Origin of the sequence: Streptomyces sp. NPDC002467 (genome assembly GCF_042889825.1) — a bacterium.
Lineage (GTDB): Bacteria > Actinomycetota > Actinomycetes > Streptomycetales > Streptomycetaceae > Streptomyces.
The window spans coordinates 1-24,471 of record NZ_JBIARJ010000021.1; the positions used below are offsets into that span (position 1 = coordinate 1).

The 24,471-nt window shown below is 71.7% G+C and carries 26 protein-coding genes and 1 pseudogene; 11 read left to right on the top strand and 16 right to left on the bottom strand.

The window, feature by feature from the left end:
- Positions 1 to 195: hypothetical protein (locus tag ACFYYJ_RS33425; RefSeq protein WP_389137905.1), on the top strand; the 195-nt coding region annotated here is incomplete at its 5' end.
- A gap of 220 nt (positions 196 to 415) precedes the next feature.
- Here the strand turns inward: ACFYYJ_RS33425 and ACFYYJ_RS33430 are convergent.
- On the bottom strand, positions 416 to 1,057 hold the full coding sequence (locus ACFYYJ_RS33430) for a DNA-3-methyladenine glycosylase (RefSeq protein ID WP_389137907.1): 642 nt from the start codon (positions 1,055 to 1,057) through the stop codon (positions 416 to 418).
- A 122-nt stretch (positions 1,058 to 1,179) separates the two neighbouring features.
- Here ACFYYJ_RS33430 and ACFYYJ_RS33435 point away from each other — a divergent pair, with 122 nt between their 5' ends.
- The 3 genes from ACFYYJ_RS33435 (at position 1,180) to ACFYYJ_RS33445 (ending at position 3,197) form a co-directional block, all read left to right on the top strand.
- The gene (locus ACFYYJ_RS33435) at positions 1,180 to 1,962 is read left to right on the top strand and encodes a sporulation protein (protein WP_385133172.1); all 783 of its coding nucleotides are present in this window, start codon (positions 1,180 to 1,182) and stop codon (positions 1,960 to 1,962) included.
- A gap of 48 nt (positions 1,963 to 2,010) precedes the next feature.
- A complete protein-coding gene (locus ACFYYJ_RS33440) occupies positions 2,011 to 2,544 on the top strand; it encodes a YbhB/YbcL family Raf kinase inhibitor-like protein (RefSeq protein WP_385365719.1) in 534 nt (177 codons plus the stop codon).
- A gap of 149 nt (positions 2,545 to 2,693) precedes the next feature.
- Complete coding sequence (locus ACFYYJ_RS33445) at positions 2,694 to 3,197, top strand: HNH endonuclease (RefSeq protein WP_384595860.1); 504 nt, start codon at positions 2,694 to 2,696, stop codon at positions 3,195 to 3,197.
- Between the two features lie 39 nt (positions 3,198 to 3,236).
- Here ACFYYJ_RS33445 and ACFYYJ_RS33450 read toward each other — a convergent pair whose 3' ends face one another.
- The 4 genes from ACFYYJ_RS33450 to ACFYYJ_RS33465 all read right to left on the bottom strand — a co-directional run bounded on the left by ACFYYJ_RS33450 (position 3,237) and on the right by ACFYYJ_RS33465 (position 6,530).
- On the bottom strand, positions 3,237 to 4,007 hold the full coding sequence (locus tag ACFYYJ_RS33450) for a sulfite exporter TauE/SafE family protein (RefSeq protein ID WP_385133177.1): 771 nt from the start codon (positions 4,005 to 4,007) through the stop codon (positions 3,237 to 3,239).
- Positions 4,008 to 4,171: 164 nt separating this feature from the next.
- Complete coding sequence (locus tag ACFYYJ_RS33455; RefSeq protein WP_385133180.1) at positions 4,172 to 5,149, bottom strand: SPFH domain-containing protein; 978 nt, start codon at positions 5,147 to 5,149, stop codon at positions 4,172 to 4,174.
- Between the two features lie 86 nt (positions 5,150 to 5,235).
- Positions 5,236 to 5,664 (bottom strand): NfeD family protein, encoded by a 429-nt coding sequence (locus ACFYYJ_RS33460; protein ID WP_384595851.1) that lies wholly within the window; start codon positions 5,662 to 5,664, stop codon positions 5,236 to 5,238.
- 65 nt (positions 5,665 to 5,729) lie between these two features.
- The gene (locus ACFYYJ_RS33465; RefSeq protein ID WP_385133186.1) at positions 5,730 to 6,530 is read right to left on the bottom strand and encodes an ABC transporter ATP-binding protein; all 801 of its coding nucleotides are present in this window, start codon (positions 6,528 to 6,530) and stop codon (positions 5,730 to 5,732) included.
- Positions 6,531 to 6,674: 144 nt separating this feature from the next.
- Between ACFYYJ_RS33465 and ACFYYJ_RS33470 the strand changes: the two genes are divergently transcribed.
- A complete protein-coding gene (locus ACFYYJ_RS33470) occupies positions 6,675 to 7,466 on the top strand; it encodes a hypothetical protein (RefSeq protein ID WP_389137912.1) in 792 nt (263 codons plus the stop codon).
- 243 nt (positions 7,467 to 7,709) lie between these two features.
- Here ACFYYJ_RS33470 and ACFYYJ_RS33475 read toward each other — a convergent pair whose 3' ends face one another.
- The 3 genes from ACFYYJ_RS33475 to ACFYYJ_RS33485 form a co-directional block, all read right to left on the bottom strand.
- Positions 7,710 to 7,955, bottom strand: coding sequence for a chaplin (locus ACFYYJ_RS33475; RefSeq protein WP_384595688.1), 246 nt, complete (start codon positions 7,953 to 7,955; stop codon positions 7,710 to 7,712).
- A 128-nt stretch (positions 7,956 to 8,083) separates the two neighbouring features.
- Positions 8,084 to 8,737: a response regulator gene (locus ACFYYJ_RS33480; RefSeq protein WP_385133192.1), complete on the bottom strand. Its 654-nt coding sequence runs from the start codon at positions 8,735 to 8,737 to the stop codon at positions 8,084 to 8,086.
- A complete protein-coding gene (locus ACFYYJ_RS33485; protein WP_389137914.1) occupies positions 8,730 to 9,866 on the bottom strand; it encodes a GAF domain-containing sensor histidine kinase in 1,137 nt (378 codons plus the stop codon). Before ACFYYJ_RS33485 ends, ACFYYJ_RS33480 begins: the two co-directional genes overlap by 8 nt.
- 157 nt (positions 9,867 to 10,023) lie before the next feature.
- Between ACFYYJ_RS33485 and ACFYYJ_RS33490 the strand changes: the two are divergent.
- The 3 genes and pseudogenes from ACFYYJ_RS33490 to ACFYYJ_RS33500 all read left to right on the top strand — a co-directional run.
- Positions 10,024 to 10,725: pseudogene (locus ACFYYJ_RS33490) on the top strand (SDR family NAD(P)-dependent oxidoreductase); the annotation flags it as partial.
- Between the two features lie 239 nt (positions 10,726 to 10,964).
- The gene (locus ACFYYJ_RS33495) at positions 10,965 to 12,074 is read left to right on the top strand and encodes an S-adenosylmethionine:tRNA ribosyltransferase-isomerase (protein WP_389137916.1); all 1,110 of its coding nucleotides are present in this window, start codon (positions 10,965 to 10,967) and stop codon (positions 12,072 to 12,074) included.
- Between the two features lie 296 nt (positions 12,075 to 12,370).
- A complete protein-coding gene (locus ACFYYJ_RS33500) occupies positions 12,371 to 13,063 on the top strand; it encodes a transglycosylase SLT domain-containing protein (RefSeq protein ID WP_385133200.1) in 693 nt (230 codons plus the stop codon).
- Between the two features lie 99 nt (positions 13,064 to 13,162).
- Here the strand turns inward: ACFYYJ_RS33500 and ACFYYJ_RS33505 are convergent, their stop codons facing one another.
- Positions 13,163 to 15,706, bottom strand: a complete 2,544-nt coding sequence (locus tag ACFYYJ_RS33505) for an FHA domain-containing protein (RefSeq protein ID WP_389137919.1) — start codon at positions 15,704 to 15,706, stop codon at positions 13,163 to 13,165.
- A 245-nt stretch (positions 15,707 to 15,951) separates the two neighbouring features.
- Between ACFYYJ_RS33505 and ACFYYJ_RS33510 the strand changes: the two genes are divergently transcribed.
- Together ACFYYJ_RS33510 and serB are read left to right on the top strand one after the other, a co-directional pair.
- Positions 15,952 to 17,412: a streptophobe family protein gene (locus ACFYYJ_RS33510; protein ID WP_389137921.1), complete on the top strand. Its 1,461-nt coding sequence runs from the start codon at positions 15,952 to 15,954 to the stop codon at positions 17,410 to 17,412.
- Positions 17,413 to 17,908: 496 nt separating this feature from the next.
- The gene (gene serB / locus ACFYYJ_RS33515) at positions 17,909 to 19,108 is read left to right on the top strand and encodes a phosphoserine phosphatase SerB (RefSeq protein WP_385134230.1); all 1,200 of its coding nucleotides are present in this window, start codon (positions 17,909 to 17,911) and stop codon (positions 19,106 to 19,108) included.
- A 72-nt stretch (positions 19,109 to 19,180) separates the two neighbouring features.
- On the opposite strand, the gene ACFYYJ_RS33520 is transcribed toward serB, so the two are convergent.
- The 4 genes from ACFYYJ_RS33520 to ACFYYJ_RS33535 form a co-directional block, all read right to left on the bottom strand.
- The gene (locus ACFYYJ_RS33520) at positions 19,181 to 19,702 is read right to left on the bottom strand and encodes a SixA phosphatase family protein (protein ID WP_385134234.1); all 522 of its coding nucleotides are present in this window, start codon (positions 19,700 to 19,702) and stop codon (positions 19,181 to 19,183) included.
- A gap of 51 nt (positions 19,703 to 19,753) precedes the next feature.
- Entirely contained in the window at positions 19,754 to 19,969 is a 216-nt protein-coding gene (locus ACFYYJ_RS33525) for a hypothetical protein (RefSeq protein ID WP_385134237.1), read from the bottom strand.
- Positions 19,970 to 20,119: 150 nt separating this feature from the next.
- Positions 20,120 to 20,239, bottom strand: coding sequence for an SGM_5486 family transporter-associated protein (locus ACFYYJ_RS33530; protein WP_384596232.1), 120 nt, complete (start codon positions 20,237 to 20,239; stop codon positions 20,120 to 20,122).
- Between the two features lie 5 nt (positions 20,240 to 20,244).
- Positions 20,245 to 21,522, bottom strand: coding sequence for a CynX/NimT family MFS transporter (locus ACFYYJ_RS33535; protein WP_389137924.1), 1,278 nt, complete (start codon positions 21,520 to 21,522; stop codon positions 20,245 to 20,247).
- 80 nt (positions 21,523 to 21,602) lie between these two features.
- On the opposite strand from ACFYYJ_RS33535, the gene ACFYYJ_RS33540 reads away from it, so the two are divergent.
- On the top strand, positions 21,603 to 22,316 hold the full coding sequence (locus ACFYYJ_RS33540; RefSeq protein WP_389137925.1) for a FadR/GntR family transcriptional regulator: 714 nt from the start codon (positions 21,603 to 21,605) through the stop codon (positions 22,314 to 22,316).
- Here the strand turns inward: ACFYYJ_RS33540 and ACFYYJ_RS33545 are convergent.
- From ACFYYJ_RS33545 to fabG, 3 genes are all read right to left on the bottom strand, one after another.
- Complete coding sequence (locus ACFYYJ_RS33545) at positions 22,297 to 22,692, bottom strand: hypothetical protein (RefSeq protein WP_389138027.1); 396 nt, start codon at positions 22,690 to 22,692, stop codon at positions 22,297 to 22,299. The genes ACFYYJ_RS33540 and ACFYYJ_RS33545 overlap by 20 nt on opposite strands.
- Before the next feature lie 220 nt (positions 22,693 to 22,912).
- Positions 22,913 to 23,683 (bottom strand): enoyl-ACP reductase FabI, encoded by a 771-nt coding sequence (fabI, locus tag ACFYYJ_RS33550; RefSeq protein WP_385129215.1) that lies wholly within the window; start codon positions 23,681 to 23,683, stop codon positions 22,913 to 22,915.
- A gap of 5 nt (positions 23,684 to 23,688) precedes the next feature.
- Positions 23,689 to 24,408: a 3-oxoacyl-[acyl-carrier-protein] reductase gene (gene fabG / locus ACFYYJ_RS33555; RefSeq protein ID WP_385129213.1), complete on the bottom strand. Its 720-nt coding sequence runs from the start codon at positions 24,406 to 24,408 to the stop codon at positions 23,689 to 23,691.
- Between the last annotated feature and the right edge of the window lie 63 nt (positions 24,409 to 24,471).

Genomic DNA, 24,471 nt, shown 5'->3' on the forward strand with positions numbered 1-24,471 from the left:
TCAAAGGAACCTCATCCACCGAAGTGGACGGGGTATCAACTTCTGGCGTTGATTTTTGGCACGCTGTTGAGTTCTCAAGGAACGGACGCTTCCTTCGTACTCACCCTCGCGGGCTTTCCTCCGGGCTTTCGTTCTGCTGTCTTGCGTTTCCAACTCTACCAGATCATTTCCGCGTCGTTTCCGACTTGGATTTGAATTCGGTGACCGTTGGGGGTCTGTGCCTTTCGGCGCTCCGCTACGTTAGCGCTTTTCCCTTGCAGCTCATAATCGAGCCGCCGGCAGGGAATTCGGGCATGCCGAAAAGGACCCCGCCAGGGGTAAGTCGTAGGTAGTGGTTTGGCCGCTCCGGGGGTCTGCTGATGGCAGTGCCCCGTTCAAGCGGCTCGGGCTACGTTAGGCGTCCGCAAGGGGCGAGTCAAGTTGAGCGGCGGCGTGGCGCGTGGGGTCTGTACGGGCTCACCGTCGGGTCGTGGGTGATCCAGAAGCGGTACGGGTGAGCCGCGCCGGCTCCGCCCACTCCGGTGCGCGGGCCGCTGCTCACCAGGTCGGGTGAGGTGGGGGTGCCGGCGAGGAGGGACAGCGGGGACTCGGGGCCCCCGCAGAGGTCCGTGCCGTCGAGGGAGCGGTCCACGTCCAGGGCCGTGGCCAGGCGGGCCGGCCCTTTGGCCAGTTCCCTGGGGTATCTGGCTGAAACTCGACGTTTGGCGGCGAGCTCGGCGCCCTTCGTGATCTCGCCCGCGCGGATCAGCACCCCGCTCGCGTGGTCCTGCGGGCCGCACACCAGGTTGAGGCTGAACCACATGCCGTAGATGAAGTAGACGTACGCGTGTCCGGGCGGACCGAACATCGATGCGTTGCGCGCGGTGCGGCCCCGGTAGGCGTGGGATCCGGGGTCGGACTCCCCCTCGTACGCCTCCACCTCCGTGATGCGCAGTTCGATGGGGCCGTCCGGGGTACGCCGGACGAGGGTGCGGCCCAGGAGGTCGGGGGCCACCGAGAGGACCGGGCGGTCGAAGAAGGACCGGGCCAGGGGCGTACGGTCGGGTCGCGCGCTCATCCGGTCGAGCGTAGTGGCACGCGCGCTCGTGCAACCGGGGCCTAAGGTTCCGCGTTTGTAAGAGGTAGTCGCGGCGCAGTCGCCACACCTATATACACAGTGCCTTCAAGGGGAGTTCGATCATGGGGTTCAGGAAGCTGTTCGCGAGCCTGGGTGCCGGCGGTGCTTCGGTGGACACGATCATCACCGAGCCGAACGTCGTGCCGGGCGGGATCGTCCAGGGCGAGGTGCGGATCCAGGGCGGGTCCGTGGAGCAGCAGATCGAGGGGCTGTCGGTCGGACTGCAGGCGCGCGTGGAGGTGGAGGGCGGCGACCAGGAGTACAAGCAGGACATCGTCTTCACCAAGCAGCGTCTCGGCGGTGCCTTCCAGGTGCAGCCCGGTGCCGTGCACGTGGTGCCCTTCGGGCTGGAGATCCCCTGGGAGACGCCGATCACCCACTTCGGGGGTCAGCACCTGCGCGGGATGAACATCGGGGTCAGCACCGAGCTGGAGATCGCGCGTGCGGTGGACGCCGGCGACCTCGACCCGATCAACGTGCACCCGGTGCCGGCGCAGCAGGCGATCCTCGACGCGTTCCGGCAGCTGGGCTTCTCCTTCCGCAGCGCGGACATGGAGCGCGGGCACATCCGCGGGACGCGGCAGACGCTGCCCTTCTACCAGGAGATCGAGTTCCTGCCGCCGTCGCAGTACCGGGGGCTGAACCAGGTCGAGCTGACCTTCGTCTCGGACGGGCACGAGATGGACGTCGTGCTGGAGATGGACAAGAAGCCGGGTCTGTTCAGCGAGGGCAGTGACACCTACCGCTGCTTCCAGGTGGGGCTGCAGTCGTACCAGGGGACCGACTGGGCGGCGTACCTGAACCAGTGGATCGCCTCGGTCGGTTCGCAGCGCAACTGGTTCTAGGCTCGGACGCGTACGCCCGCACGCGTTTTCCCATCAGGAGGTACAGCTGTGGCCCAGCCGAACAGGGCGCCCCTTCCGCACGATTTCCACCCCGAGGTGGCGTCGTTCAGCGTCACCAGTGAGGACGTCTCCCACGGAGCCGATCTGCACGCGGCGCAGGTCCTCACGGGCAAGAACCTCTCGCCGGAGCTGCGCTGGGAGGGCTTCCCCGAGGGGACGAAGAGCTTCGCGGTGACGTGCTTCGACCCGGACGCGCCGACGGGCAGCGGGTTCTGGCACTGGGTGCTCTTCGACATCCCGGCCTCGGTGACCTCCCTGCCCGCGGGTGCGGGCAGCGGGGACTTCGAGGGGCTGCCGGAGGGTGCGGTGCACGTGCGCAACGACTACGGCACGCGCGACTTCGGCGGGGCGGCTCCGCCGCGCGGGGAGCGGCACCGGTACGTGTTCACGGTGTACGCGGTGGACCAGGAGGAGCTGGGTCCGGACGAGGACTCCTCGCCGGCGGTGGTCGGGTTCCACCTCCGCTTCCACTCCATCGGGCGTGCGCAGCTGATCGCGGAGTACGAGTCGCCCAAGCGTTGATCGTTCTCCCGGTGTTTGCCCGGTCCTGGTCTAAAGACGGCCTGGACCGGGCATTTTTATTGCGTTGTCCCGCGTGGCTCGCGCGGCCAGAGTGGTTGCGGGCCCTGCCGCCGGGGTGGTCGCGGGCCTGCACACGGGAGGTGGGCGAGATGCGGGACACGCTGGTGCTGAATGCGAGCTTCGAGCCGCTGTCGACGGTGACGTTGAACCGAGCCGTTGTCCTGGTTCTCCAGGACAAGGCCGTCGTCGAACAGTCGCACCCCGATCTGCGTGTGCGCGGTGCCACCATGGACCTTCCGCTGCCCCGGGTGATCAGGCTCTGCAGGTACGTACGGGTGCCCTTCCGAAGACATGCTCCCTGGTCACGGAGGGGGGTGTTGGTCCGGGACCAACACCGGTGCGCGTACTGCGGGAAGCGCGCGACGACCGTGGACCACGTACTTCCGCGGGCCCAGGGGGGCGGGGACACCTGGCTGAACACGGTGGCCTCGTGCGCCGAGGACAACCACCGCAAGGCGGCGAGGACTCCGGAGGAAGCGGGGATGCCGCTCCTCCGGAAGCCCTTCGTACCGTCTCCGGCGGACGCCATGCTGCTGGCCCTGGGGGTCAACGGGCGGGACGTGCTGCCGGAGTGGCTGGAGCGTTCCGCCTGATGCCCCGGTCCGCTGAGTGGCGTAGATCCTCTACGTCACTCAGCGGATCAGCAGTTGGACGATCGCGACAACGCCGACGGTCACGATGACCGCGCGCAGGACGGTCGGCGAGAGGCGGCGGCCGACCTTGGCGCCGATCTGGCCGCCGATGGTGGAGCCGACGGCGATGAGCAGGACGGCCGTCCAGTCGAACTCCGCGACGAAGAGGAAGACGACGGCCGCGATTCCGTTCACCAGCGCGGCGATGACGTTCTTCACGGCGTTGATCCGCTGCATGTCCTCGTGGAGCAGCAGGCCCATCAGGCCGAGGTAGAGGACGCCCTGGGCGGCCCCGAAGTAGCCGCCGTACGCGCTGGCGAGCAACATTCCGCCGAGGAGCGCGGGGCCGCCGTCGGGGTGGCCCGGATCGCCTCCGGTGGTCTCCTGGCGGCGCCGCAGGTAGGCGGCGAGGCGGGGCTGGAAGACGACGAGCACGAGGGCCAGTCCGATGAGGACGGGCACGATCGTGTCGAATGAGTCGGACGGCAGGGTCAGGAGCAGGACGGCTCCGGCGAGACCGCCGACGAGGGACACGGCGCCGAGCCGCAGGATGCGGGAGCGCTGGCCCTGGAGTTCCTTGCGGTAGCCGATGGCCCCGCTGATGGAACCGGGCACCAGGCCGAGGGTGTTGGACACGTTGGCGGTGACCGGTGGCAGGCCGGTGGCCAGCAGCACCGGGAAGGTGATCAGGGTGCCGGAACCGACGATGGTGTTGATCGTGCCGGCACCGATGCCGGCGGCGAAGACCGCGAGTGCTTCCCAGATGGACATGGGCGGGGTCGTCCCCTTTGCATGAGTGAGTCGCCTCCCCGCCATGAAGGTCGAGGGGCCTCACTGATCATGCCTGAGCGAACCGGGCCGGGGGTGTCCGGGGGCGGGCGATCCCCACCCCCGGGACTGCCCCCGGGACTCTCCCGGGATTCCTCCCGGTCCCGCTAGTCGATGGGGGGCTGCTCGCGGCGCTGGGCGCCGATGCCGCCCTCCGGGGCGGCGCCTTCCTTGCCGGTGCCCTGCGGGTTGAAGCCCGAACCGCCGCCCATGGGGCCGAAGTTGCCCATGGCGCCGGAGAGGCCCTTGAGGGCGTCGCCGATCTCGCTGGGCACGATCCAGAGCTTGTTGGCGTCGCCCTCGGCGATCTTCGGGAGCATCTGGAGGTACTGGTAGGCGAGGAGCTTCTGGTCGGCGTCGCCGGCGTGGATCGACTCGAAGACCGTACGGATGGCCTGGGCCTCGCCCTCGGCCTTCAGCGCGGCGGCCTTCGCCTCACCCTCGGCGCGCAGGATGGAGGACTGCTTCTCGCCTTCGGCGCGCAGGATCTCCGACTGCCGGACACCTTCGGCCTGGAGGATCGCGGCGCGCTTGTCGCGGTCGGCGCGCATCTGCTTCTCCATCGAGTCCTGGATGGAGGTCGGCGGCTCGATCGCCTTCAGCTCGACGCGGTTGACGCGGATGCCCCACTTGCCGGTGGCCTCGTCGAGGACCCCGCGCAGGGCCGCGTTGATCTCCTCGCGGGAGGTGAGGGTCCGCTCCAGGTCCATGCCACCGATGATGTTGCGCAGGGTGGTGACGGTGAGCTGCTCGATCGCCTGGATGTAGCTGGCCACTTCGTACGTGGCGGCCCGCGCGTCGGTCACCTGGTAGTAGATGACGGTGTCGATGTTGACGACCAGGTTGTCCTGGGTGATCACCGGCTGCGGCGGGAAGGGGACGACCTGCTCGCGGAGGTCGATCCGGTTGCGGATCGAGTCGATGAACGGCACGACTATGTTGAGGCCCGCGTTGAGGGTGCGCGTATAGCGGCCGAACCGCTCGACGATGGCGGCGCTGGCCTGCGGGATCACCTGGATCGTCTTGACCAGTGCGATGAAGACCAGAACCACCAGAATGATCAGGACGATGATGATCGGTTGCATGCGGTTCTCCCCGTGCCCTTCCGGCTGTCTGTGCTGCCCCGTTGAACGGAGTCTCGCAGACCCGGGGCCCGCGAGCAGGCTGCTTGTCACATGACGACGGCGGTCGCCCCGTCGATCTCGACGACGTCGACCGACTGGCCCGGTTCGAAACTGGTGTCCGCGTCGAGGGTGCGCGCGGACCAGACCTCGCCGGCGAGCTTGATCCGGCCGCCCCGGCCGTCGACGCGTTCGAGGACGACGGCGCTGCGGCCCTTCAACGCGTCGATTCCGCTGCGGTGTTGGGGCCGCTGGTCACGGTGCCGGTTGGCGAGCGGCCGTACGACGGCGATGAGCGCGACCGACACGATCACGAAGACGAGGACCTGGGCCACCACTCCCCCGCCGAGGGCCGCCGTGACGGCGGCCGCGACGGCGCCGACGGCGAACATCCCGAACTCCGGCATCGCGGTCAGGACGAGGGGGATGCCCAGTCCGACCGCGCCTATGAGCCACCACACCCACGCGTCGATGTCCACATGGTCATGGTAGGCGCGGTAAGCGCGGTCCGGACAGGGGGCGTTCGTGTCGGCGCCGGTGCGCGCTAGCGCAGGGGCAGGCCCTGGGCGGTCCAGCGGTCGTTGCCGTTGCGCTCGACGATCAGCGGGAGGCCGAAGCAGAGCGAGAGGTTGCGGGAGGTCAGTTCGAGGTCGATCGGGCCCGCGGTGACGACCTTGCCCTGACGGATCATCAGGACGTGGGTGAAGCCGGGGGCGATCTCCTCGACGTGGTGGGTGACCATCACCATCGAGGGCGCGAGCGGGTCGCTGGCGAGGCGGCCGAGGCGGCGTACGAGGTCCTCGCGGCCGCCGAGGTCCAGCCCCGCGGCGGGCTCGTCGAGGAGCAGCAGTTCGGGGTCGGTCATCAGGGCGCGGGCGATCAGGGTGCGCTTGCGCTCGCCCTCGGAGAGGGTGCCGAACTTCCGGTCGAGGTAGTCGGTCATGCCGAGGCGGTCGAGGAAGGCGCGGGCGCGCAGCTCGTCGATCTCCTCGTACTCCTCCTGCCAGGTCGCCGTCATGCCGTAGGCGGCGGTGAGGACGGTCTGGAGGACGGTCTGCCGCTTGGGGAGCTTGTCGGCCATCGCGATGCCGGCGACGCCGATGCGGGGGCGCAGTTCGAAGACGTCGCTGCCGGGCTTGCCGAGGGTGCTGCCGAGGATCGTGGCGGTGCCCTTGGTGGGGTAGAGGTAGCTGGAGGCGAGGTTCAGCAGCGTGGTCTTGCCGGCGCCGTTCGGGCCGAGGATCACCCAGCGCTCGCCCTCCTTGACCGACCAGGAGACCTGGTCCACCAGCGCCCGGCCCTCGCGGACCACGGATACGTCCACCAGCTCCAGAACATCGCTCATGAGCGTGTTGTCACCCCTTGCAGTCACGGTTCTGTGCGCGCCTGTAGGCGCGGCCCCAGGGGAAAACCTACGCCACTCGGGGAGGGGTCCGGGGCCGGGGCCCGGCGCGGGGGGCCCGTCGGAGCGGATCCGTAGAGTGGGGGGATGCTTTTCGAACCACGTTCAGGGCGGCTGGCCGCCTGGGGGAACGCTCTGCTGGCCGGTCTGGTCTCGCCCGACGAGGCCGTGTTGTCGATCGTGGGCGAGGACGCCGTGCACCGCGTGGCGGGCCTGCCGGGTGAGGCGGAGCCGGTGGGGCTCACGCTGGCGCTCGGCCGGCTGAGGGGGCTGGGGGCGAGCGGACTGCGGATCGCGCTGCCCGCTCCGGGGCATCCGCTGGGGCTGAGCGGGCCGCCGGAGTTCAATGCGCGGGCGCTGGAGGCCGAGGAGGCCGTGGTGTGCGTGGGCGCCGCGCTGGGCCTGGTGCCCGAGGTGACCGAGGCGGGCCCGGCGGGTGACGTGCACGTCTCCGTGGTGTGGCACTGCCTGCCGGTACGGGAGGCGCCGCCGGCGGACGTGCCTTCGCTGGGCGAGGCGGAGCGGGAGCTGGCGGAGGCGCTGCGCGAGGCGACGGTGGTGCTGACGCGCCTGGACGTGGCCGGGTCGGGGCCGGTCGCGGAAGCCGCGCTGTCGGCGTACCGGGCGCGGGCGGAGGCGGGGCCGTCGGACGGTGCCCTGGCGCCCGGGTATCCGGCGCGGGCCGTGCGGGTGCTGTCGCTGGCGCAGCGGGTGGACCTGATGGTGTCGCTGGCGTACGAGAGCGGGCACGGGGGTGCGGTGTCCTCGTCGGAGATGGCGGCGCGGGCGGAGGCGTTGCGGCCGATGGAGCGGGTGGCTCGGCGGGCGCTGGTGGCGGCGTACAACTCGGCCGTTGAGGAGCGCGAGCGGGGTCGCTAGCGCGGGCTCGGCGGGGTTCCGGGTGGGCTGCCCGCCGCGGCGGCCTGGGCTCCGCCCCGGGCCCCGCGCCTCAAACGCCGGCGGGGCTGGTTTCGGGTGCGGCTCCGTTGCGGGGGCTCCGCCCCCGGGCCCCCGCGCCTCAAGCGCCGGCGGGGCTGGTTTCGCCCCGCGTTTACCCGGGGGAAATGGCTGCGGCCCCGCTTCCCGGGGAGAGGGAGGGAAGCGGGGCCGGAGGCTACGTGGTCAGGAGTTCACGCCCGTGTTGCCCCAGGCGCCGTTCAGCAGGCCGATCGCGGTGACCGAGTTGCCCACGACGTTGACCGGGACGTGGACCGGGACCTGGAGCAGGTTCCCGGAGGCCACGCCGGGCGAGTTCAGGGCCTCGCCCTCCGCCGACGCACCGCCGTGCGCCGAGGAGACACCGGCGCCGGCGGCGATGAGGCCGCCCGCGATCATGGTGACTGCAGCGGCCTTCTTGAAGTTCTTCACGTTCTCGTCCTCCAGTACGTCTGCCGCGACCAGCCGTCGCGGCACGTCATGGAGAACGGTCGGCCCGTGATCGGGATGCGCCATCCGGGCTACATACACCCGACCGTATGAATCTCGGTTGGTCCGATTTACTCGGCCAGACCGTGCCTGACGGCCCAGAGCGCCGCCTGGGTCCGGTCGGCGAGGTCCAGTTTCATCAGGATGTTCGAGACGTGCGTCTTCACCGTCTTCTCGGACAGGACCAGCGTGCGGGCGATCTCCCGGTTGGAGCGGCCGTCCGCGATCAGGCCGAGGACCTCGCGTTCGCGGTCGGTGAGGGAACCGGGGCGGCCCGTGCCGGCCGGGTTCTGCTCCTCCTGGGAGAGGAGGGCCTCCGCCACCTCCTGCTGGAGGACCACGTGGCCCGCGTGGACGGAGCGGATCGCGTCGGCCAGGGCGTCGGGGTCGATGTCCTTGTAGACGTATCCGGCGGCTCCGGCGCGCAGGGCGGGGATCGCCGTCCGCTGTTCCGTGAAGCTGGTGACGATCAGCACGCGGGCGGGGTTGGCGAGTCCCCGCAGCCGGCGCAGGGCCTCGATGCCGTCGGTGCCCGGCATCTTCACGTCCATGAGGATGACGTGGGGCCGGAGCTCCTCGGCGCGGGCGATGCCCTCCTCGCCGTCGGAGGCCTCGCCGACCACCTCGATGTCCTCCTGCACCTCCAGGAAGGTGCGCAGGCCTCGGCGGACCACCTGGTGGTCGTCGACCAGCAGGATGCGGATGCGACCGGTGTCGTCAGCCACCGGGGACCTCCATCTCGATCGTGGTGCCCCTGCCGGGCTCCGAGTTCACGGTGAGCCTGCCGCCGACGCCGCTCGCCCGGTCCCGCATGGAGACCAGGCCGAGGTGACGGCCGGCGCGGCGGACGGCTTGAGGGGCGAAGCCCTTGCCGGTGTCGAGGACCTTGAGGACCGCGCCGCCGCCGGGCGTCCGGGCCAGGGTGACCTCGACGCGGTCGGCTCCGGAGTGGCGCAGGGCGTTGTGGAGGGCTTCCTGGGCGACGCGCAGGAGGGCTTCCTCCTGGGTCGCGGGCAGGGCCCGCACGCCGTCGCAGGTGAAGGTGACGTGCGCGGTGTGCGCCCGGTCGAGTACGTGGACGTGGGTGCGGAGGGTGGCGACGAGGCCGTCCTCGTCGAGGGCGGCCGGGCGGAGCTCGGTCACGGCGGCGCGCAGTTCGTCGGCGGCCTCGGCGGCGAGCGCGGACACCTGCTGGAGCTCGTCCTTGGCGCGATTCGGGTCGCGGTCCACGAGGGCGGCGGCGGCCTGGGCGGTGAGGCGGAGCGAGAAGAGCTTCTGGCTGACGGCGTCGTGCAGCTCGTGGGCGAGGCGGGAGCGCTCCTCGGCGATGGTGAGCTCGCGGCTGCGCTCGTAGAGCCGGGCGTTGGTCAGGGCGATGGCCGCGTGCTGGGCGAGGAGGTCGAGGAGTTCCTCGTCCTCGTCGGTGAAGCCGTCCGGCCCCTTCTTGTTGGCGAGGAAGAGGGCGCCGAGGATCTCCTCGCCGTCGCGGACGGGCAGGCCGAGGAAGTCGGACATCTCGGGGTGCGCGGCCGGCCAGCCGCCGAAGCGGGGGTCCTGGCGTACGTCGGCCAGTCGCTCGGGGGCGTCCTTGTGGAGCATCGAGGCGAGGATGCCGTGCTGGCGGGGCAGGGGGCCGATGGCCCGCCACTGCTCCGGGCTGATGCCGTCGACCACGAACTGGGCGAAGCCGCCGTGGTCGTCCGGGACGCCCAGGGCCGCGTACTCGGCGTCCAGGAGCTCGCGGGCCGACACGACGATCGTGCGCAGGACGTCGCGGACCTCCAGGCGGCGGCTCATGGCGAGCAGCGCGGTGCTGACGGCGGCCAAGCCGGTGCGTTCCGGACCTTTGTGCATGGGCTCACCGTACCCACGACCGTGACCTGCGGGATCGGGCCTCGGGCGTAGGTCCAACGGACCGGTACGGGTGGGGCTCGCGGCCGACGCGGCGGGGGGTGGGGGCTCCCTACGTTGGGGGCATCTGATGGTCGGTACGAAGGACGTGGGTGCGGTCATGTCGGTGGCGATGGTGACGGGGGCTTCGCGTGGGCTGGGCCGGGCGCTGGCCGGGGAGCTGGCGGCGCGCGGTTGGGACCTGGTGCTGAGTGCGCGGGGCGCGGGGGCGCTGGGGGCGGCCGTGGCGGAGTTGGAGAAGGAGGAGGGGGGCGGGCGGGTGGTGGCGGTGGCCGGGGACGTGTCCTCGGCGGCGCACCGGGCGGCGCTGGTCGCCGCGGCGCGGGAGCTGGGCGGGCTGGACCTGCTGGTGAACAACGCGGGGGTGCTGGGGGCGGAGCCGTTGGTGCCGCTGGCGGAGCACGCGCTGGACGGGCTGCGGGAGGCGTTCGAAGTGAACGTGGTGGGGCCGCTGGGGCTGCTCCAGGAGGGGCTGCCGCTGCTGCGGGCCTCGGCGGCCGGGGCGGTGCTGAACATCAGCTCGGACGCGGCGGTCGTTCCGTACGCGACGTGGGGGGCGTACGGGGCGACGAAGGCGGCGGGGGACCTGCTGTCGGCCGTACTGGCGGTGGAGGAGCCGGGGCTGCGGGTGTGGTGGGCGGATCCGGGTTCCATGCGGACGCGGATGATGGCGGCGGCCGAGCCCGGGGAGGACTTGGCGGGCCTGCCCGCGCCGGAGGAGGTGGCGCCGGTGCTGCTGGGGCTGCTGGACGGGTGGCCGCCGAGCGGGCGGTACACGGCCGAGCGCCTGGCGGCGGGCCGGGTGGCGGGCGCGGGGGGTGCGGAGCGCCTCGCGGCGAGCGGCGGGGCGGGGTCGGAGCCGGGTGCGGGCGGCTCGGGCGGCCGGGCGGTCGCCGAGGCCGGTACGGGCGGGGCCACCGGTGAGCCGGCGGGCGCCACGCTGGACCCAGTGCCGGAAGGGTCGGGTGGCGATGCCCCTGACGGCGAGGTGGGTGGGGAGCCCACCGCCGGCGGAGCAGTCGGCGGGGCGGAGGGGGCCCGATGAGGGCGGGGGCCGGAGAGGCACTACATATAGGGGAGGGACTGCATATAACGGACATTCCGCCGGAGCTGTCGGCCCGGGTGCCCGTCGAGCAGCGGGGGCCGGGGCTGGGGCGGGATTCCGTGCGGCTGCTGGTCTCGCGGGGCGGTGCGGAGGTGTCGCTGCACGCCTTCCGGGAGCTGCCGGGGCTGCTGCGGGCCGGGGACGTCCTGGTGGTGAACACGTCGGCCACGCTGGCGGCCGCCGTGGACGGGCGGCTGGGCCGGGAGGAGGTGGTCGTGCACTTCTCGACCCGCGGGGACGACGGGCGCTGGGCGGTGGAGCTGCGGGAGCCGGCCGGTCGGGGTACGACCCGGAGGCGGGCGGGCGGGCCCGCGGGCGGCCTCGTGGAGCTGCCGGGAGGGCATCGACTCGTACTGGAGGAGCCGCTCGCCGCCGGGGCGGACCGGCTGTGGTGGGCGCGGCCGTCCGGGGAGGTGCCGGCGCTGCTGCGGGCGTACGGGCGGCCGATCCGCTACGCCTACACCGAGCGGGACCAGCCGCTGTCGGCGCACCAGACGGTCTTCGCGGTCCCGGCGGCCGACGGCTCCGGCTCGGCGGAGATGCCGAGCGCGGGCCGGCCCTTCACGGCGGAGCTGGTGGCGCGGCTGGTGAACCGGGGGGTGTGGTTCGCGCCGCTGACGCTGCACACGGGGGTGGCTTCGCAGGAGGCGCACGAGCCGCCGTACCCGGAGCGGTACGAGGTGCCGGCGACGACGGCCCGGTTGGTGAACGCCGCGAGGGCGGCGGGCGGGAAGGTGATCGCGGTCGGGACCACCGCCGTACGGGCCCTGGAGTCGGCGGCGGATCCGAACGGGGTGGTGCGCGCCGCGGGCGGGTGGACCGATCTGGTGGTGACGCCGGAGCGCGGGGTGCGGGTGGTGGACGGGCTGCTGACCGGGCTGCACGAGCCCGGGGCCTCCCACCTCCTGATGCTGGAGGCGGTGGCGGGGCGGGACGCCGTACGGCGCGGGTATGCCGAGGCGATGGCCCGTCTCTGCCTTTGGCACGAGTTCGGGGACGCCCATCTGCTACTCAGGGATGACAACCGTAACGGAATGCATTGCTGAAGCAACGCATGGTGAGAACGAGGTAAGGGCGATGTGAGCCCCGGCATAGGACCCACATCACTTACGAAGCTCCCTAGTGGAAGAGTGCAGGTCCCACTAGGGCGGACGGGGCCGGAGCTGAGGCCTGAAATCGACCCTCGACGCCCGCCCCTGATCCACTAAGCAGGATCGTACGTCACACCTTTGCCACAGGATTTTGCCGCCGCTAAGAATTGCTCCCGTCGCCAGGCGCCGCGGATCCCGGATCCGCAAGGCGCCTTCCTGCGGCCCCCGCTATTCGAAGAGGTTGCCCCGCCATGTCTGCTTCCCGCACCCCCGGTCACAGTCGTCTGACGAAGGCACACAAGCTGTCCATTGCCGGTGTCGCCACGTTCAGCGTCGCCGCGCTCGCCTTCTCCCTGGTCCCGGCCGACGCCGCCGAGAGCACCCAGGTCGAGGTCGCCGCCGCCCCCGTCGCCTGGACCAAGGTCGTCGACGGTGCGCAGACGAAGGCAATGCACGGCCACCTCTCCGCCCAGCAGGTCATCGCCGACGCCAACGCGAAGGCCGCGGCGAAGGCCAAGGCCGACGCCGACGCGAAGGCCAAGGCCGCTGCCGAGGCCGCTGCGAAGAAGGACCGCGAGCAGAAGGCCGCCGCGAGCCGCTCCGCCGCCCGCACCCCCGTCTTCGCGAACAACCTGGACGGCTGGATCAAGGAAGCGCTCTTCATCATGAAGCGCGAGGGCATTCCGGGCACCTACGCCGGCATCCACCGCAACATCATGCGCGAGTCCAGCGGCAACCCGATGGCCATCAACAACTGGGACATCAACGCCAAGAACGGCATCCCCTCGAAGGGTCTGCTGCAGGTCATCCAGCCGACCTTCAACACGTACCACGTCAAGGGCACGAAGTTCGACCTGTACGACCCCGTCGCCAACATCGTCGCCGCCTGCAACTACGCGGCCGACCGCTACGGCTCGATGGACAACGTCAACAGCGCCTACTAGGCCCCGCTGACACGGCAGCCCCCATGCGCCTCAGGGGCGGCACCCGGATTCCGGATGCCGCCCCTGAGGCGTTTCGTACGTGGTGCCGGCCGTGCCGGGTTACTTGCCGGCGCGCATGACCTCCGGCTCGTGGCGGCGCAGCAGTCGCTGGACCGCGAAGCCGCAGGCGACGCCGAGGAGCACCAGGATGGTGATGTTCAGGCTCCACTGGCCGATCGAGTGCTCCCAGAGCGGGTCCGTGTTGGTCGGGTTCTGGGCGTCCCACGGCGGCATGAGCTTGCCGAGGTTCAGCGTGGTGCCCGCGGCGGCGATGGCCCAGCGGGAGGGCATCAGCCAGGCGAACTGCTCCAGGCCCGGGGAGTCGTACACCTGGAAGAGGATGCCGGTGAACACGACCTGGACGATCGCGAACATGACCAGCAGGGGCATGGTCTTCTCGGCGGTCTTCACCAGCGAGGAGATCACCAGGCCGAACATCATCGAGGTGAAGCCGAGAGCGATGACCGACAGGCAGATCTCGACGGCCGGCGGCATGATCAGACCCTCGGTGGGCAGGTCGCGCGGGAAGAAGCCGATCGCACAGATGATCACGCCCTGGAAGGCCGTGATGACGCCGAGGACGATGACCTTCGACATGAGGTACGCGGACCGGTACAGGCCGGTCGCGCGCTCACGCTCGTAGATCACCCGTTCCTTGATCAGCTCACGCACCGAGTTGGCGGCGCCCGAGAAGCACATGCCGACCGCGAGGATCAGCATGATCGTGCCGGCGTCGCCGTTGAATCGGGACGGCGCGACCGGGGGCGCGAGGCCGAACTTCGCGGGGATCACCGTGGAGACCACGCCCAGGACCGCGGGCAGGAGCACCATCAGGGCGAGGAAGCCCATGTCCGAGGCGATCACGGAGACGTAGCGGCGCATCAGCGTGAACAGCTGCGAGCCCCAGCCCTGAGGGGTGCTCGGGCGCATCTGCTGGACGGGCGGCATGGCGACCGACTGCGGGGCGACCGCGTCGAGGTCGGCGGCGTAGAGCTGGTAGTGCTGCGAGCCCTTCCAGCGGCCGGCCCAGTCGTAGTCGCGGTAGTTCTCGAACGCCGAGAAGACGTCCGCCCACGTGCTGTAGCCGAAGAAGTTCAGCGCGTCGTCCGGCGGGCCGAAGTAGGCGACCGAACCGCCCGGGGCCATGACCAGCAGCTTGTCGCAGATGGAGAGCTCGGCGACGGAGTGCGTGACGACGAGGACCGTGCGGCCGTCGTCGGCGAGGCCGCGCAGCAGCTGCATGACGTCGCGGTCCATGCCCGGGTCGAGGCCGGAGGTCGGCTCGTCCAGGAAGATCAGCGAGGGCTTGGTGAGGAGCTCCAGGGCCACGGACACGCGCTTGCGCTGACCACCGGAGAGCGCGGTGATCTTCTTGTCCTTGTGGATGTCGAGCTTGAGCTCGCGCAGCACCTCGTCGATGCGGGCTTCGCGCTCGGAGGCGGCGGTGTCGCCGGGGAAGCGCAGCTTGGCCGCGTACTTGAGGGCCGTGCTGACCTTCAGCTCCTTGTGCAGGATGTCGTCCTGCGGGACCAGGCCGATGCGCTGGCGGAGCTCCGCGAACTGCTTGTACAGGTTGCGGTTGTCGTACAGGACGTCACCCTGGTCGGCGGGCCGGTAGCCGGTCAGCGCCTTGAGCAGGGTCGACTTTCCGGAGCCGGACGGGCCGATGACGCCGATCAGCGACTTCTCCGGGACGCCGAACGTGACGTCCTTCAGGATCTGCTTGCCGCCGTCGACGGTGACGGTGAGGTGGCGGGCCGAGAAGGAGACCGCGCCGGTGTCGACGAACTCCTCGAGGCGGTCGCCGACGATCCGGAACGTCGAGTGGCCGACGCCGACGATGTCGTTCGGGCCGATCTGCGCGCTGCTCGACTTGGCCAGCGGCTGACCGTTGACGTAGGTGCCATTGTGGCTGCCCAGGTCGTGGATCTCGAAACGGCCGCCGGTCGAGCGGAACTCGGCGTGGTGGCGGGAGACCTGGAGGTCGGAGACGACCAGTTCGTTCTCCAGCGCACGGCCGATCCGCATGACGTGGCCCAGCGAGAGCTGGTGGAACGTCGTCGGGCTGCGGTCGCTGTAGCCGGGCGCGCCGCCCTGCGCCGGGCGGGGCGCGGCGGCGGCTCCCTGCTGGTGCGGGAAGTGGGCCTGCTGCGGTTGCTGCTGTGGCTGGGCGTACTGCTGCTGGGCCTGCTGCTGTTCCCAAGCCTGCTGCGCGGCCTGCTGCTGGGCCTGGTAGCCCGGGGCCGCCTGCTGCGCGTAGGCCTGCTGGGGCTGCTGCGCGTGCTGCTGGGGCACGGCCTGCTGCGGCGCCGCGGCAGCGCTCAGATTCAGCCGCGGGCCGTCGGTGGCGTTGCCCAGGTGGACCGGCGTGCCGGGCACGAGTTCGGTCTGCTGGACCCTCGCACCGTGCACGTAGGTGCCATTGGTGCTGCCGTGGTCCTCGATGCTCCAACCCCGGCCGTTCCAGGCGATGGTGGCGTGCCGCCACGACACCCGGGCGTCGTCGATCACCACGTCTCCCTGGGGGTCGCGCCCCAGCGAGTACGACCTGGACGGATCGAGCGTCCAGGTCCTTCCATTCAATTCCAGTACGAGTTCCGGCACTCCAGCCCCACTTAAGTCCCCCGAGAATCCCCCTGACGTCAGGGAGTCTAGGGATGGCGAACATCCGGGGGAACTATTTCAGGCCCGGGGCCACATGTGGAATCGGGGCCACGATACGGCGTCTACGTCCGTCCGTTGACGGGGGCGCAACTCGCCCGGAGAGTGAGGAAGGGGACTTCTCGCCCGCTCGGCCCGGATCGGGGGAACCGCGTATGCCTGGTGTGCGTCGCGTTCGTTGGGGAGACGTGCTGCCTGCCGGCGTCGCCGCCGTGGGCTGGTCTCTGATCGCGACGGAGGTGGTGGCGCGGGTGGGGCTGCACCTGTCGGGGGCCGACGACCTCGGTGGTTCGGCGGCGGCGATGACGGCGGCCGTGGTGGTGTTGGCGGTCGGCGGGACGGTGACCCCCTCGGGAGACCTGTCGGTCTTCGGGGTCGACGGGCCCGGCACGGAAGGCTCCTTGGACGTCATGCCGCTGGGGCCGGCGCTGGCGGGGGCGCTGGTACTGGCCGCGGTGTTCCTGCGCCCGCTGCGCGCCGGGGCCGGTGACCTCGTGGCCCGGACCGTGGTGGTCGCGGGGCTGTTCGTCGCCACGGTGGGCGGGCTGGCGTGGGCCGGGCACGACGTGGTCACGCTGGACGGGCCCCGGCTGCCGGTGAGGGTTCCGCCGAAGTTGGAGGTCCCGGGGCTCGGGGACATCGGCGGGCTGCTCCCGGACCGTGTGGGGGACCTGGTCGGGACCCGGGCCCATGTGGGCTTCACGGTCGAGCTCGCGCCGACCTTGGTGGGCGCCGCAGTGTGGGTGGCGGCCGTACTGGGCGTGGCGCTGCTGGTCTCGCGGCGCGGGCCGGCTGCGCTGGCGCGGCTGCGGCCCGCCGCCTCGGCGGTGGTGGCGGTGCTGCTGGTGGCGGTGGCGGCCGGGCAGGCGGCGGCGGTGTGGGCCGCGGCGGGCGACGATCACCCCCGACGGGTGCTGGGGGCCGCCTTGCTCGGCGCGCCGAACGGGTCCTGGGCGGGCGTGCTCCTCGGGCTGGGCGTGCCGCTGCACGGCCGGGTCACGGGGGCGCCGGCCCGGCTGCTGCCGGATCCGCTGGACGAACTCCTGGTGGGGGCGGGCGCGCGGGAGCCGGTGACGGTGGCTCGGCTCGCGGAGTACGACGGGCGGATGTGGCTGCTGGTCGTGGGGGCGGCGCTGCTGATGCTCTGTGCGGGGGTGGTGGCGGGCGCCCGGAGTCCGGGGCGCGGGGTCGGGGAGTGCGCGGCGCGGTTGGCGGCGGTGACGGGGGTGGCGCTGGCGGCGCTGGTGGGGCTGACGGGGTTCTCGGCGGACGCGTCGCTCGCGGTACTGGGCGTGGACGCGGTCGGCGCGGGTGCGGAGTTGCGGGGGTCGGTGGCGTACGCGCTGGTGCTGGGGGCCGGGTGGGGGGCCGTGGCGGGCGCGGCGGGCGCCCTGCCGACCCGTCGGCGGCGGGCGCCGGCCGCGCGGGTCGCCCCCGCCTGGCCGGCCGCGGGCCCGTACCGTTCCGGCCCTCCGTCTGATCCGGGGTCGGGGCACCGGTCCGGTGGGGACTCCGGGCCGGACGGATCCTGGGACGTCACGGTCACCGGCCTCCCGCCGAGGCCTCCGCGGCCGCCTCGGCCTTCCCGGCGGCCGCCCTTCACTCCGCCGCCGCCTCCGCCTCCGCCGCCTGTACCGCCCGGCCGGTGAGGGCCGCCACCGGTGCCCGGCCCGTGCCCGTACCCCCGCGCCGTCGGGGTCGGGTGCGTGGCGGGGCGCCCCCGCAGGGCGTCGAACGCACCACGTCTTGCATGTCCGCTGCCGCTTCCCGTTCGACGCCCGAGGAGGTGCCCCGGCGCGCGCCCGACCCCGACGGCCCATGGGCGCGGCCCGGCGGGGGCGGGGGTGCCGCTGCGCGGGGCCGGTCCCCTACCCGCCCTTCCACCGTTCCCCGGGGCTCCGCCCCGGACCCCGGTCCTCAAACGCCGGACGGGCTGAAACGCCCGCGCCTCAACCGCCGGCGAAGCTGAATGGTGCGGGCGGCAGCAGCCACATCCGGCCCCGCCGGCGTTTGAGGCGCGGGGTGCGGGGCGGAGCCCCGGGAGCGGCCCGCTCGGACGTGTGTCACGCCCCGTGGGGAAATCGGCGCCCGTAGGGTGGGACGGGGGTCCTGGAGTGGGGGGCGGGAAGATACGGTGAGGGCACCATGAGCGCATCGCAGACCTCCGACGTCCCCACCCTCCTCGTCAAGATCTTCGGCAAGGACCGTCCCGGGATCACCGCCGGGCTGTTCGACACCCTCGCCGCCTACTCCGTCGACGTCGTCGACATCGAGCAGGTCGTCACCCGTGGCCGCATCGTCCTGTGCGCCCTCGTCACCAAGCCCGCCGGCGGAGCCGAGGGCGAGCTGCGGGCCACCGTCCACAGCTGGGCCGAGTCGCTGAAGATGCAGGCCGAGATCCTCTCCGGTACCGGTGACAACCGGCCGCGCGGCAGCGGCCGTTCCCACGTCACCGTGCTCGGGCATCCGCTGACCGCCGAGTCCACCGCCGCCATCGCCTCCCGGATCACCGCGACCGGCGGCAACATCGACCGTATCTTCCGGCTCGCCAAGTACCCGGTGACGGCGGTGGAGTTCGCCGTCTCCGGCACCGAGACCGAGCCGCTGCGCACCTCGCTGGCCACCGCCGCCTCGCAGATCGGCGTCGACGTGGCCGTGGTCTCGGCCGGACTGCACCGCCGGGCCCAGCGCCTGGTCGTCATGGACGTGGACTCGACGCTGATCCAGGACGAGGTGATCGAGCTCTTCGCCGCGCACGCCGGCTGCGAGGCCGAGGTCGCCGAGGTGACCGAGCGGGCCATGCGCGGTGAGCTGGACTTCGAGCAGTCCCTGCACGCCCGGGTGGCACTGCTCGCCGGTCTGGACGCATCGGTCGTGGACAAGGTCCGCGCCGAGGTGCAGCTGACGCCGGGCGCGCGGACCCTGATCCGTACGCTCAAGCGGCTCGGCTACCAGGTCGGCGTGGTCTCCGGCGGGTTCACCCAGGTGACGGACGACCTGCGGGAGCGGCTGGGGCTGGACTTCGCCTCGGCCAACACCCTGGAGATCGTGGACGGGAAGCTCACCGGCAAGGTCACCGGCGAGATCGTGGACCGGGCGGGCAAGGCCCGGCTGCTGCGCCGGTTCGCGGCCGAGGCCGGGGTTCCGCTGGCCCAGACGGTGGCCATCGGCGACGGCGCGAACGACCTGGACATGCTGAACGCGGCCGGGCTGGGCGTGGCCTTCAACGCCAAGCCGGTGGTCCGCGAGGCCGCGCACACGGCGGTGAACGTGCCGTTCCTGGACGCGGTGCTGTACCTGCTCGGGATCACCCGCGAGGAGGTCGAGGCCGCCGACCTGGCGTGACTCGTACGGATGCGTGAAAGGGCCCCAGCCGCAGTACGCGGCCGGGGCCCTTTCACGCTCACGTGCGGGGACTCAGTGGTCCTTCGGGGTCCAGTAGTCGAGCAGCGTGCCCACCCCGTGCTCCAGGGACTTCCACGAGCCGGTGAAGGAGACGACGGCGAGCGCCGCCGTGGGGAATCCCGTACGGGTCATCCGTGCGAGCGTGTCGTCCTTCGCCCTCCCGGAGAGGGCGTCGGCGAGGGCGTGCATGCCGGGGTTGTGCCCGATGACCAGGAGGTCGGCCACCTCGTCGGAGGTCTCGTTCAGCAGGGCGATGAGCTCGCCGAGCGAGGCGTCGTAGAGCCGTTCCTCGTAGTGGGTCTTCGGCCGGTGCGGCATCTCCTGGACGGCGAGCTTCCACGTCTCTCGCGTACGGGCCGCGGTGGAGCAGAGGGCCAGGTCGAAGGCGATGCCGGTTTCGGCGAGCTTCAGACCGGCGGCGGGCGCGTCCTTTCGGCCCCGGTCCGCCAGCGGGCGTTCGTGGTCGGACACATCGGGCCAGTCGGCCTTGGCGTGCCGGAGGAGGGCGATCCTGCGGGGTGTGTCGGCGCTCATGACTCCCAGCTTCGCATGAAACGGGGGGCGCGGCGCAGGGTGTTGAAGGGGTCAGGCGACGGCGCGCAGGAGCTGCTGTGCGACCTGTACCAGCGCCGGGCTCTCGCCGGTGGCGGCCTGGGCCTGGCCCGATCCGGCGAGGAGCAGCAGGAGCAGGCCGAAGGCGAGGGCGGGCAGGGCCAGCGCCCACCAGTGCAGCCGGGCGTCCGCGCCGAACCGGGAGGTGTGGGCGGACGGGCGGGTACGGGTGTGCGTGGGGGCCGACATGGCCGCCTCCGTGGGTGTGCGGGCGGGGTGTGCTGACGGGACTGGCTCTCTGTCGTCGAATCTATGGATCCGAGGGAGCCGTTCACATCGGGGGCACACCCCACTTCACCCTGACCCTGACCCCCTAGGGGTGGTGGGGTTACCCCTACCTCAGGGGGAGGCGAGCGTCGCGATGATCGCGATGACGACGGTCACGACGAACATCGCGCCGAGCACGAGGCCGAGCTTCTTGTGGCCGTTCTGCGGGTTGGGTTCAAGTACGGGCGACATGCCGGTCAGTCTGCCATGCCGCATTCGTCCTCGATCGTGCGGTCCCGTCCGGCGAGGACGCCGAGCACGATCTGCGGTACGAGGATCCCCGCCATCAGGGCGAGCGGCAGGTCCCAGCCGCCGGTGTGCTGGTAGAGCGCGCCGATCAGGAGGGGGCCGGGGATCGATATGAGGTAGCCGATGCTCTGGGAGAAGGCGGAGAGCTTGACGACCCCGGCCGGAGACTTGGCGCGCAGCCCGATGAGGGTGATCACGAGGGGGAAGGCGCAGTTGGACACGCCGATGAGCAGCGCCCAGACCCAGGCTCCGGCGACGGGGGCGAGGTACAGCCCGAGGTAGCCGGTGAGGCCGAAGAGGCCGAGGGTGGCGGCGATGGCGCCCTGGTTCTTCATCCGGCCGGCGAGACCGGGGATGACGAAGGAGAGGGGGACGCCCACGGCCATGGTGACGGCGAGGAGCACTCCGGCGGTGGAGGCGGAGACCCCGGCGTCGCGGAAGATCTGCGGGAGCCAGCCCATGGTGATGTACGCGCCGGTGGCCTGGAGGCCGAAGTAGCAGGACAGGGCCCAGGCGGTGCGGCTGCGGGCGATGCGGGGGCCGGTGTCGGCCGTCGGTGCGGTCCCGGCGGAGGCAGCGGTCGCGCGCTGCTCCCGGCGGGAGGTGCGGGCGATGGGGAGCCACGGGATTACGGCGATCACCGCGAGGACGGCCCAGATGAGCAGGCCGGTGCGCCAGCTGCCGCCGAGGGCGTCGGTGAGCGGGACGGTCGCGGCGGCGGCGAGGGAGGTGCCGGAGGCCAGGGCCATGGAGTACAGGCCGGTCATGGTGCCGACCTTCTCGGGGAACCAGCGCTTGACGATGACCGGGATGAGGACGTTGGTCACGGCTATGCCGGCCAGTGTCAGGGCGCTGGCGGCGAGGAAGCCGGCGGCGCCGGTCGCGTAGGAGCGGATCACCAGGCCGGCGGCGACGGCGGCCATGGCCGCGCAGACGACGGTGGCCGGGCCGAAGCGGCGGGAGAGCCGGGGTGCGGTGACGCCGAAGACGGCGAAGCAGAGGGCGGGGACGGAGGTGATCAGTCCGGCGACGGTGCCGCTCATGCCGAGGCCCTCGCGGGTCTCCTCGAAGAGGGCGCCGAGGCTGGTGATGGCGGGCCTCAGGTTGAGGGCGGCCAGCACGATGCCGACGACGAGCAGCGGGCCCAGCCAGGCCGGCTGTGCCGGTGCCTGCCGGGTGGGGGCGGTGGCGGCGGCCTGCCGGGACTGGATTTCTTCGTCGAGCATTCCGCCATCATAGAATCATGGGATGATTGGTTGTCCAGTCACTTACATGCAAACAACACGTGTTTTTCCGAGAGGACCCCATGCCGCTGACGTCGCCCCGGCGCTCCGCTCTCGTCGACCAGGTGATCGCCCAGCTGCGGAACCAGATCACCTCCGGCGAGTGGCCGGTCGGCTCCCGGATCCCCACCGAGCCGGAGCTGGTGGAGCTGCTCGGCGTCGCGCGCAACACGGTGCGCGAGGCCGTACGGGCCCTGGCCCACAACGGGCTGCTCGACATCCGCCAGGGTTCGGGTACGTACGTGATCGCCACGAGCGAGCTGGCCGGCGTGATGCACCGCCGCTTCGCCGGAGCCGATCCGCGGCACATCGCCGAGCTGCGCTCGACGCTGGAGTCCTCGGCGGCCCGGCTGGCGGCTGAGCGGCGGAGCGAGCGTGACCTCGTCCAGCTGGACGCGCTGCTGGCGCGGCGCGAGGAGGCGTGGGCGAGCGGGGACGCGGAGGTGTTCGTCGCGGCGGACGTGAGCCTGCACATGGCCGTGGTGACGGCCTCGCACAACGACGTGCTGATCGAGCTGTACGCGGATCTCGGCGACCTGGTGGCCGACTGGCTGCGCTCGGACGTGGGGACGGAGCTGCGCCCGGAGGCCCACGTGGACCACGCGCGGCTGATCGAGGCGATCCGGCGGGGCGGCGGGGACGCGGCGGCCTCGGAGGCCGCGGGCTATCCGTTCGTCTGCCTCGGCAGGGAGCCCGGGAAGGAGCCCGGGAAGGACCTCAACCCCGCTGGTGGGTGACCCAGGCGGAGCGGACCTCCTTCCAGCAGCGGCTGGTGAGCTCGACGCGGCCGGCCGGGCCGACGGGCACGGGGGCGCTGTCGCCGTCCAGGTCCCACCAGCGGTCGCATTCGACGTGCAGCCGCACCAGGTCGGTCTGCGGGTAGCCGTTGTGGCAGCGCGCCGTCACCGTCGAGCCCGAGATCTCGGTGATGCAGTCGGCGCCGAAGAGTTCCCGGGCGGGGGGCCGCGCCGGCTGCACGGGGGGCTCGACGGCGATGTCCGACAGGTTCACGACGGCCTGCGCCTCCGGACCGGCGACGGGTTCGTCCCCGCCGGGTCGGGCGGGGGCCGCGGGCATCAGGAGGCCGGTCAGGACCACGGCTGCGACCAGCAGCGATGCCACCCCAGTCGGCCTCGCGCGCACTCCCGCACCTCCTCCCCGCAAGGTCCGGGAAGATCCCGGCCTGGTCAGTTTGCAGGCATATGTCCCGGTTTTCGACTCGGGAAGATCCGATCAGCCCGTGGACATCCGATCGAATCCGTACCGCAAACGGCGGCGGCCGCGCCTCCCCCGAGGGGAAGCGCGGCCGCCGCCGTACGTGCGCGGGAGCCGGTCAGGCACCCATGGCGTGCAGACCGCCGTCGACGTGGACGATCTCGCCGGTGGTCTTCGGGAACCAGTCCGACAGCAGGGCCACGACGCCGCGGCCGGTGGGCTCCGGGTCGCTCATGTCCCACTCCAGCATGGAGCGGCGGTTCCAGGTGTCCGCCAGCTCGCCGAAGCCGGGGATGGACTTCGCGGCCATCGAGCCGATCGGACCGGCCGAGACCAGGTTGCAGCGGATGTTCTCCTTGCCCAGGTCGCGGGCGAGGTAGCGGCTGGTGGCCTCCAGCGCGGCCTTGGCCGGGCCCATCCAGTCGTACTGCGGCCAGGCGAACTGCGCGTCGAAGGTGAGGCCCACGATGGCCGCGCCCTCCGCCGGGAAGAGCGGCTTGCAGGCCATGGCCAGCGACTTCAGCGAGAACGCCGAGACGTGCATGGCGGTCGCGACCGACTCGAACGGGGTGTTCAGGAAGTTGCCGCCGAGGGCGTCCTGCGGGGCGAAGCCGATCGAGTGGACGACGCCGTCGAGGCCGCCGAGCTCCTCGCGGACCAGGCCCTCCAGGCGGGCCAGGTGCTCGTCGTTGGTGACGTCGAGCTCGATCACCTTGACCGGCTTGGGCAGCTTCTTGGCGATGCGCTCGGTCAGCGACGGGCGCGGCCAGGCGGTGAGGATGACCTCGGCGCCCTGCTCCTGGGCCAGCTTGGCGGTGTGGAAGGCGATGGACGACTCCATCAGCACCCCGGTGATGAGGATGCGCTTGCCGTCGAGAATTCCGCTCATGGTGATCAGTGACCCATGCCCAATCCGCCGTCAACGGGAATGACGGCTCCGGTGATGTACGAGGCGGCGTCGGACGCCAGGAAGCTCACGGCCGCGGCGATCTCCTCGGGCTGCGCGTAGCGGCCCAGCGGCACCTGGCCCACGATGCCCGCGCGCTGCTCGTCGGTGAGCACCTTCGTCATGTCGGTGTCCACGAAACCGGGGGCGACCACGTTGAAGGTGATGTTGCGCGAGCCCAGCTCACGGGCGAGCGAGCGGGCGAAGCCGACGAGGGCGGCCTTGGAGGCGGCGTAGTTGGCCTGGCCGGCCGAGCCGAGGAGTCCGACGACCGAGGAGATCAGGACGACGCGGCCCTTCTTGGCCCGGAGCATGCCCCGGTTCGCGCGCTTGACCACCCGGAACGTGCCGGTGAGGTTGGTGTCGACGACCGCCGTGAAGTCCTCCTCGGACATGCGCATCAGCAGCGTGTCCTTGGTGATCCCGGCGTTGGCCACGAGCACCTCGACCGCGCCGTGCGCGTCCTCGATCTGCTTGTAGGCCTGCTCCACCTGCTCGGAGTCGGTGATGTCGCAGCGGACCGCCAGAACGCCGATCGAGGTGAGCGCCTCCGGCGGCTCCCCCGACCGGTACGTGATCGCGACCTTGTCTCCGGCCTCCGCGAAGGCTCGGGCGATGGCGAGGCCGATGCCCCGGTTACCTCCGGTGACGAGAACCGAGCGGCTCAACGGATCACCCTTTCGATAGCGGTCTGAATACCGAAAACCTATAGGTCCCGTCCGCCGTACGGA

What these genes read in the sequence shown, in the direction of transcription:
- ACFYYJ_RS33470 (WP_389137912.1), top strand. Translation starts at nt 6,675, where the DNA reads ATGCTTTTCGAACCACGTTCAGGGCGGCTGGCCGCCTGGGGGAACGCT.
- ACFYYJ_RS33485 (WP_389137914.1), bottom strand. Translation starts at nt 9,866, where the DNA reads ATGCACAAAGGTCCGGAACGCACCGGCTTGGCCGCCGTCAGCACCGCG.
- ACFYYJ_RS33500 (WP_385133200.1), top strand. Translation starts at nt 12,371, where the DNA reads ATGTCTGCTTCCCGCACCCCCGGTCACAGTCGTCTGACGAAGGCACAC.
- ACFYYJ_RS33450 (WP_385133177.1), bottom strand. Translation starts at nt 4,007, where the DNA reads ATGTCCATCTGGGAAGCACTCGCGGTCTTCGCCGCCGGCATCGGTGCC.
- ACFYYJ_RS33430 (WP_389137907.1), bottom strand. Translation starts at nt 1,057, where the DNA reads ATGAGCGCGCGACCCGACCGTACGCCCCTGGCCCGGTCCTTCTTCGAC.
- ACFYYJ_RS33540 (WP_389137925.1), top strand. Translation starts at nt 21,603, where the DNA reads ATGCCGCTGACGTCGCCCCGGCGCTCCGCTCTCGTCGACCAGGTGATC.
- ACFYYJ_RS33535 (WP_389137924.1), bottom strand. Translation starts at nt 21,522, where the DNA reads ATGCTCGACGAAGAAATCCAGTCCCGGCAGGCCGCCGCCACCGCCCCC.
- ACFYYJ_RS33465 (WP_385133186.1), bottom strand. Translation starts at nt 6,530, where the DNA reads ATGAGCGATGTTCTGGAGCTGGTGGACGTATCCGTGGTCCGCGAGGGC.
- ACFYYJ_RS33520 (WP_385134234.1), bottom strand. Translation starts at nt 19,702, where the DNA reads ATGAGCGCCGACACACCCCGCAGGATCGCCCTCCTCCGGCACGCCAAG.
- ACFYYJ_RS33455 (WP_385133180.1), bottom strand. Translation starts at nt 5,149, where the DNA reads ATGCAACCGATCATCATCGTCCTGATCATTCTGGTGGTTCTGGTCTTC.
- ACFYYJ_RS33495 (WP_389137916.1), top strand. Translation starts at nt 10,965, where the DNA reads ATGAGGGCGGGGGCCGGAGAGGCACTACATATAGGGGAGGGACTGCAT.
- serB (WP_385134230.1), top strand. Translation starts at nt 17,909, where the DNA reads ATGAGCGCATCGCAGACCTCCGACGTCCCCACCCTCCTCGTCAAGATC.
- ACFYYJ_RS33530 (WP_384596232.1), bottom strand. Translation starts at nt 20,239, where the DNA reads ATGTCGCCCGTACTTGAACCCAACCCGCAGAACGGCCACAAGAAGCTC.
- ACFYYJ_RS33435 (WP_385133172.1), top strand. Translation starts at nt 1,180, where the DNA reads ATGGGGTTCAGGAAGCTGTTCGCGAGCCTGGGTGCCGGCGGTGCTTCG.
- ACFYYJ_RS33445 (WP_384595860.1), top strand. Translation starts at nt 2,694, where the DNA reads ATGCGGGACACGCTGGTGCTGAATGCGAGCTTCGAGCCGCTGTCGACG.
- fabI (WP_385129215.1), bottom strand. Translation starts at nt 23,683, where the DNA reads ATGAGCGGAATTCTCGACGGCAAGCGCATCCTCATCACCGGGGTGCTG.
- ACFYYJ_RS33525 (WP_385134237.1), bottom strand. Translation starts at nt 19,969, where the DNA reads ATGTCGGCCCCCACGCACACCCGTACCCGCCCGTCCGCCCACACCTCC.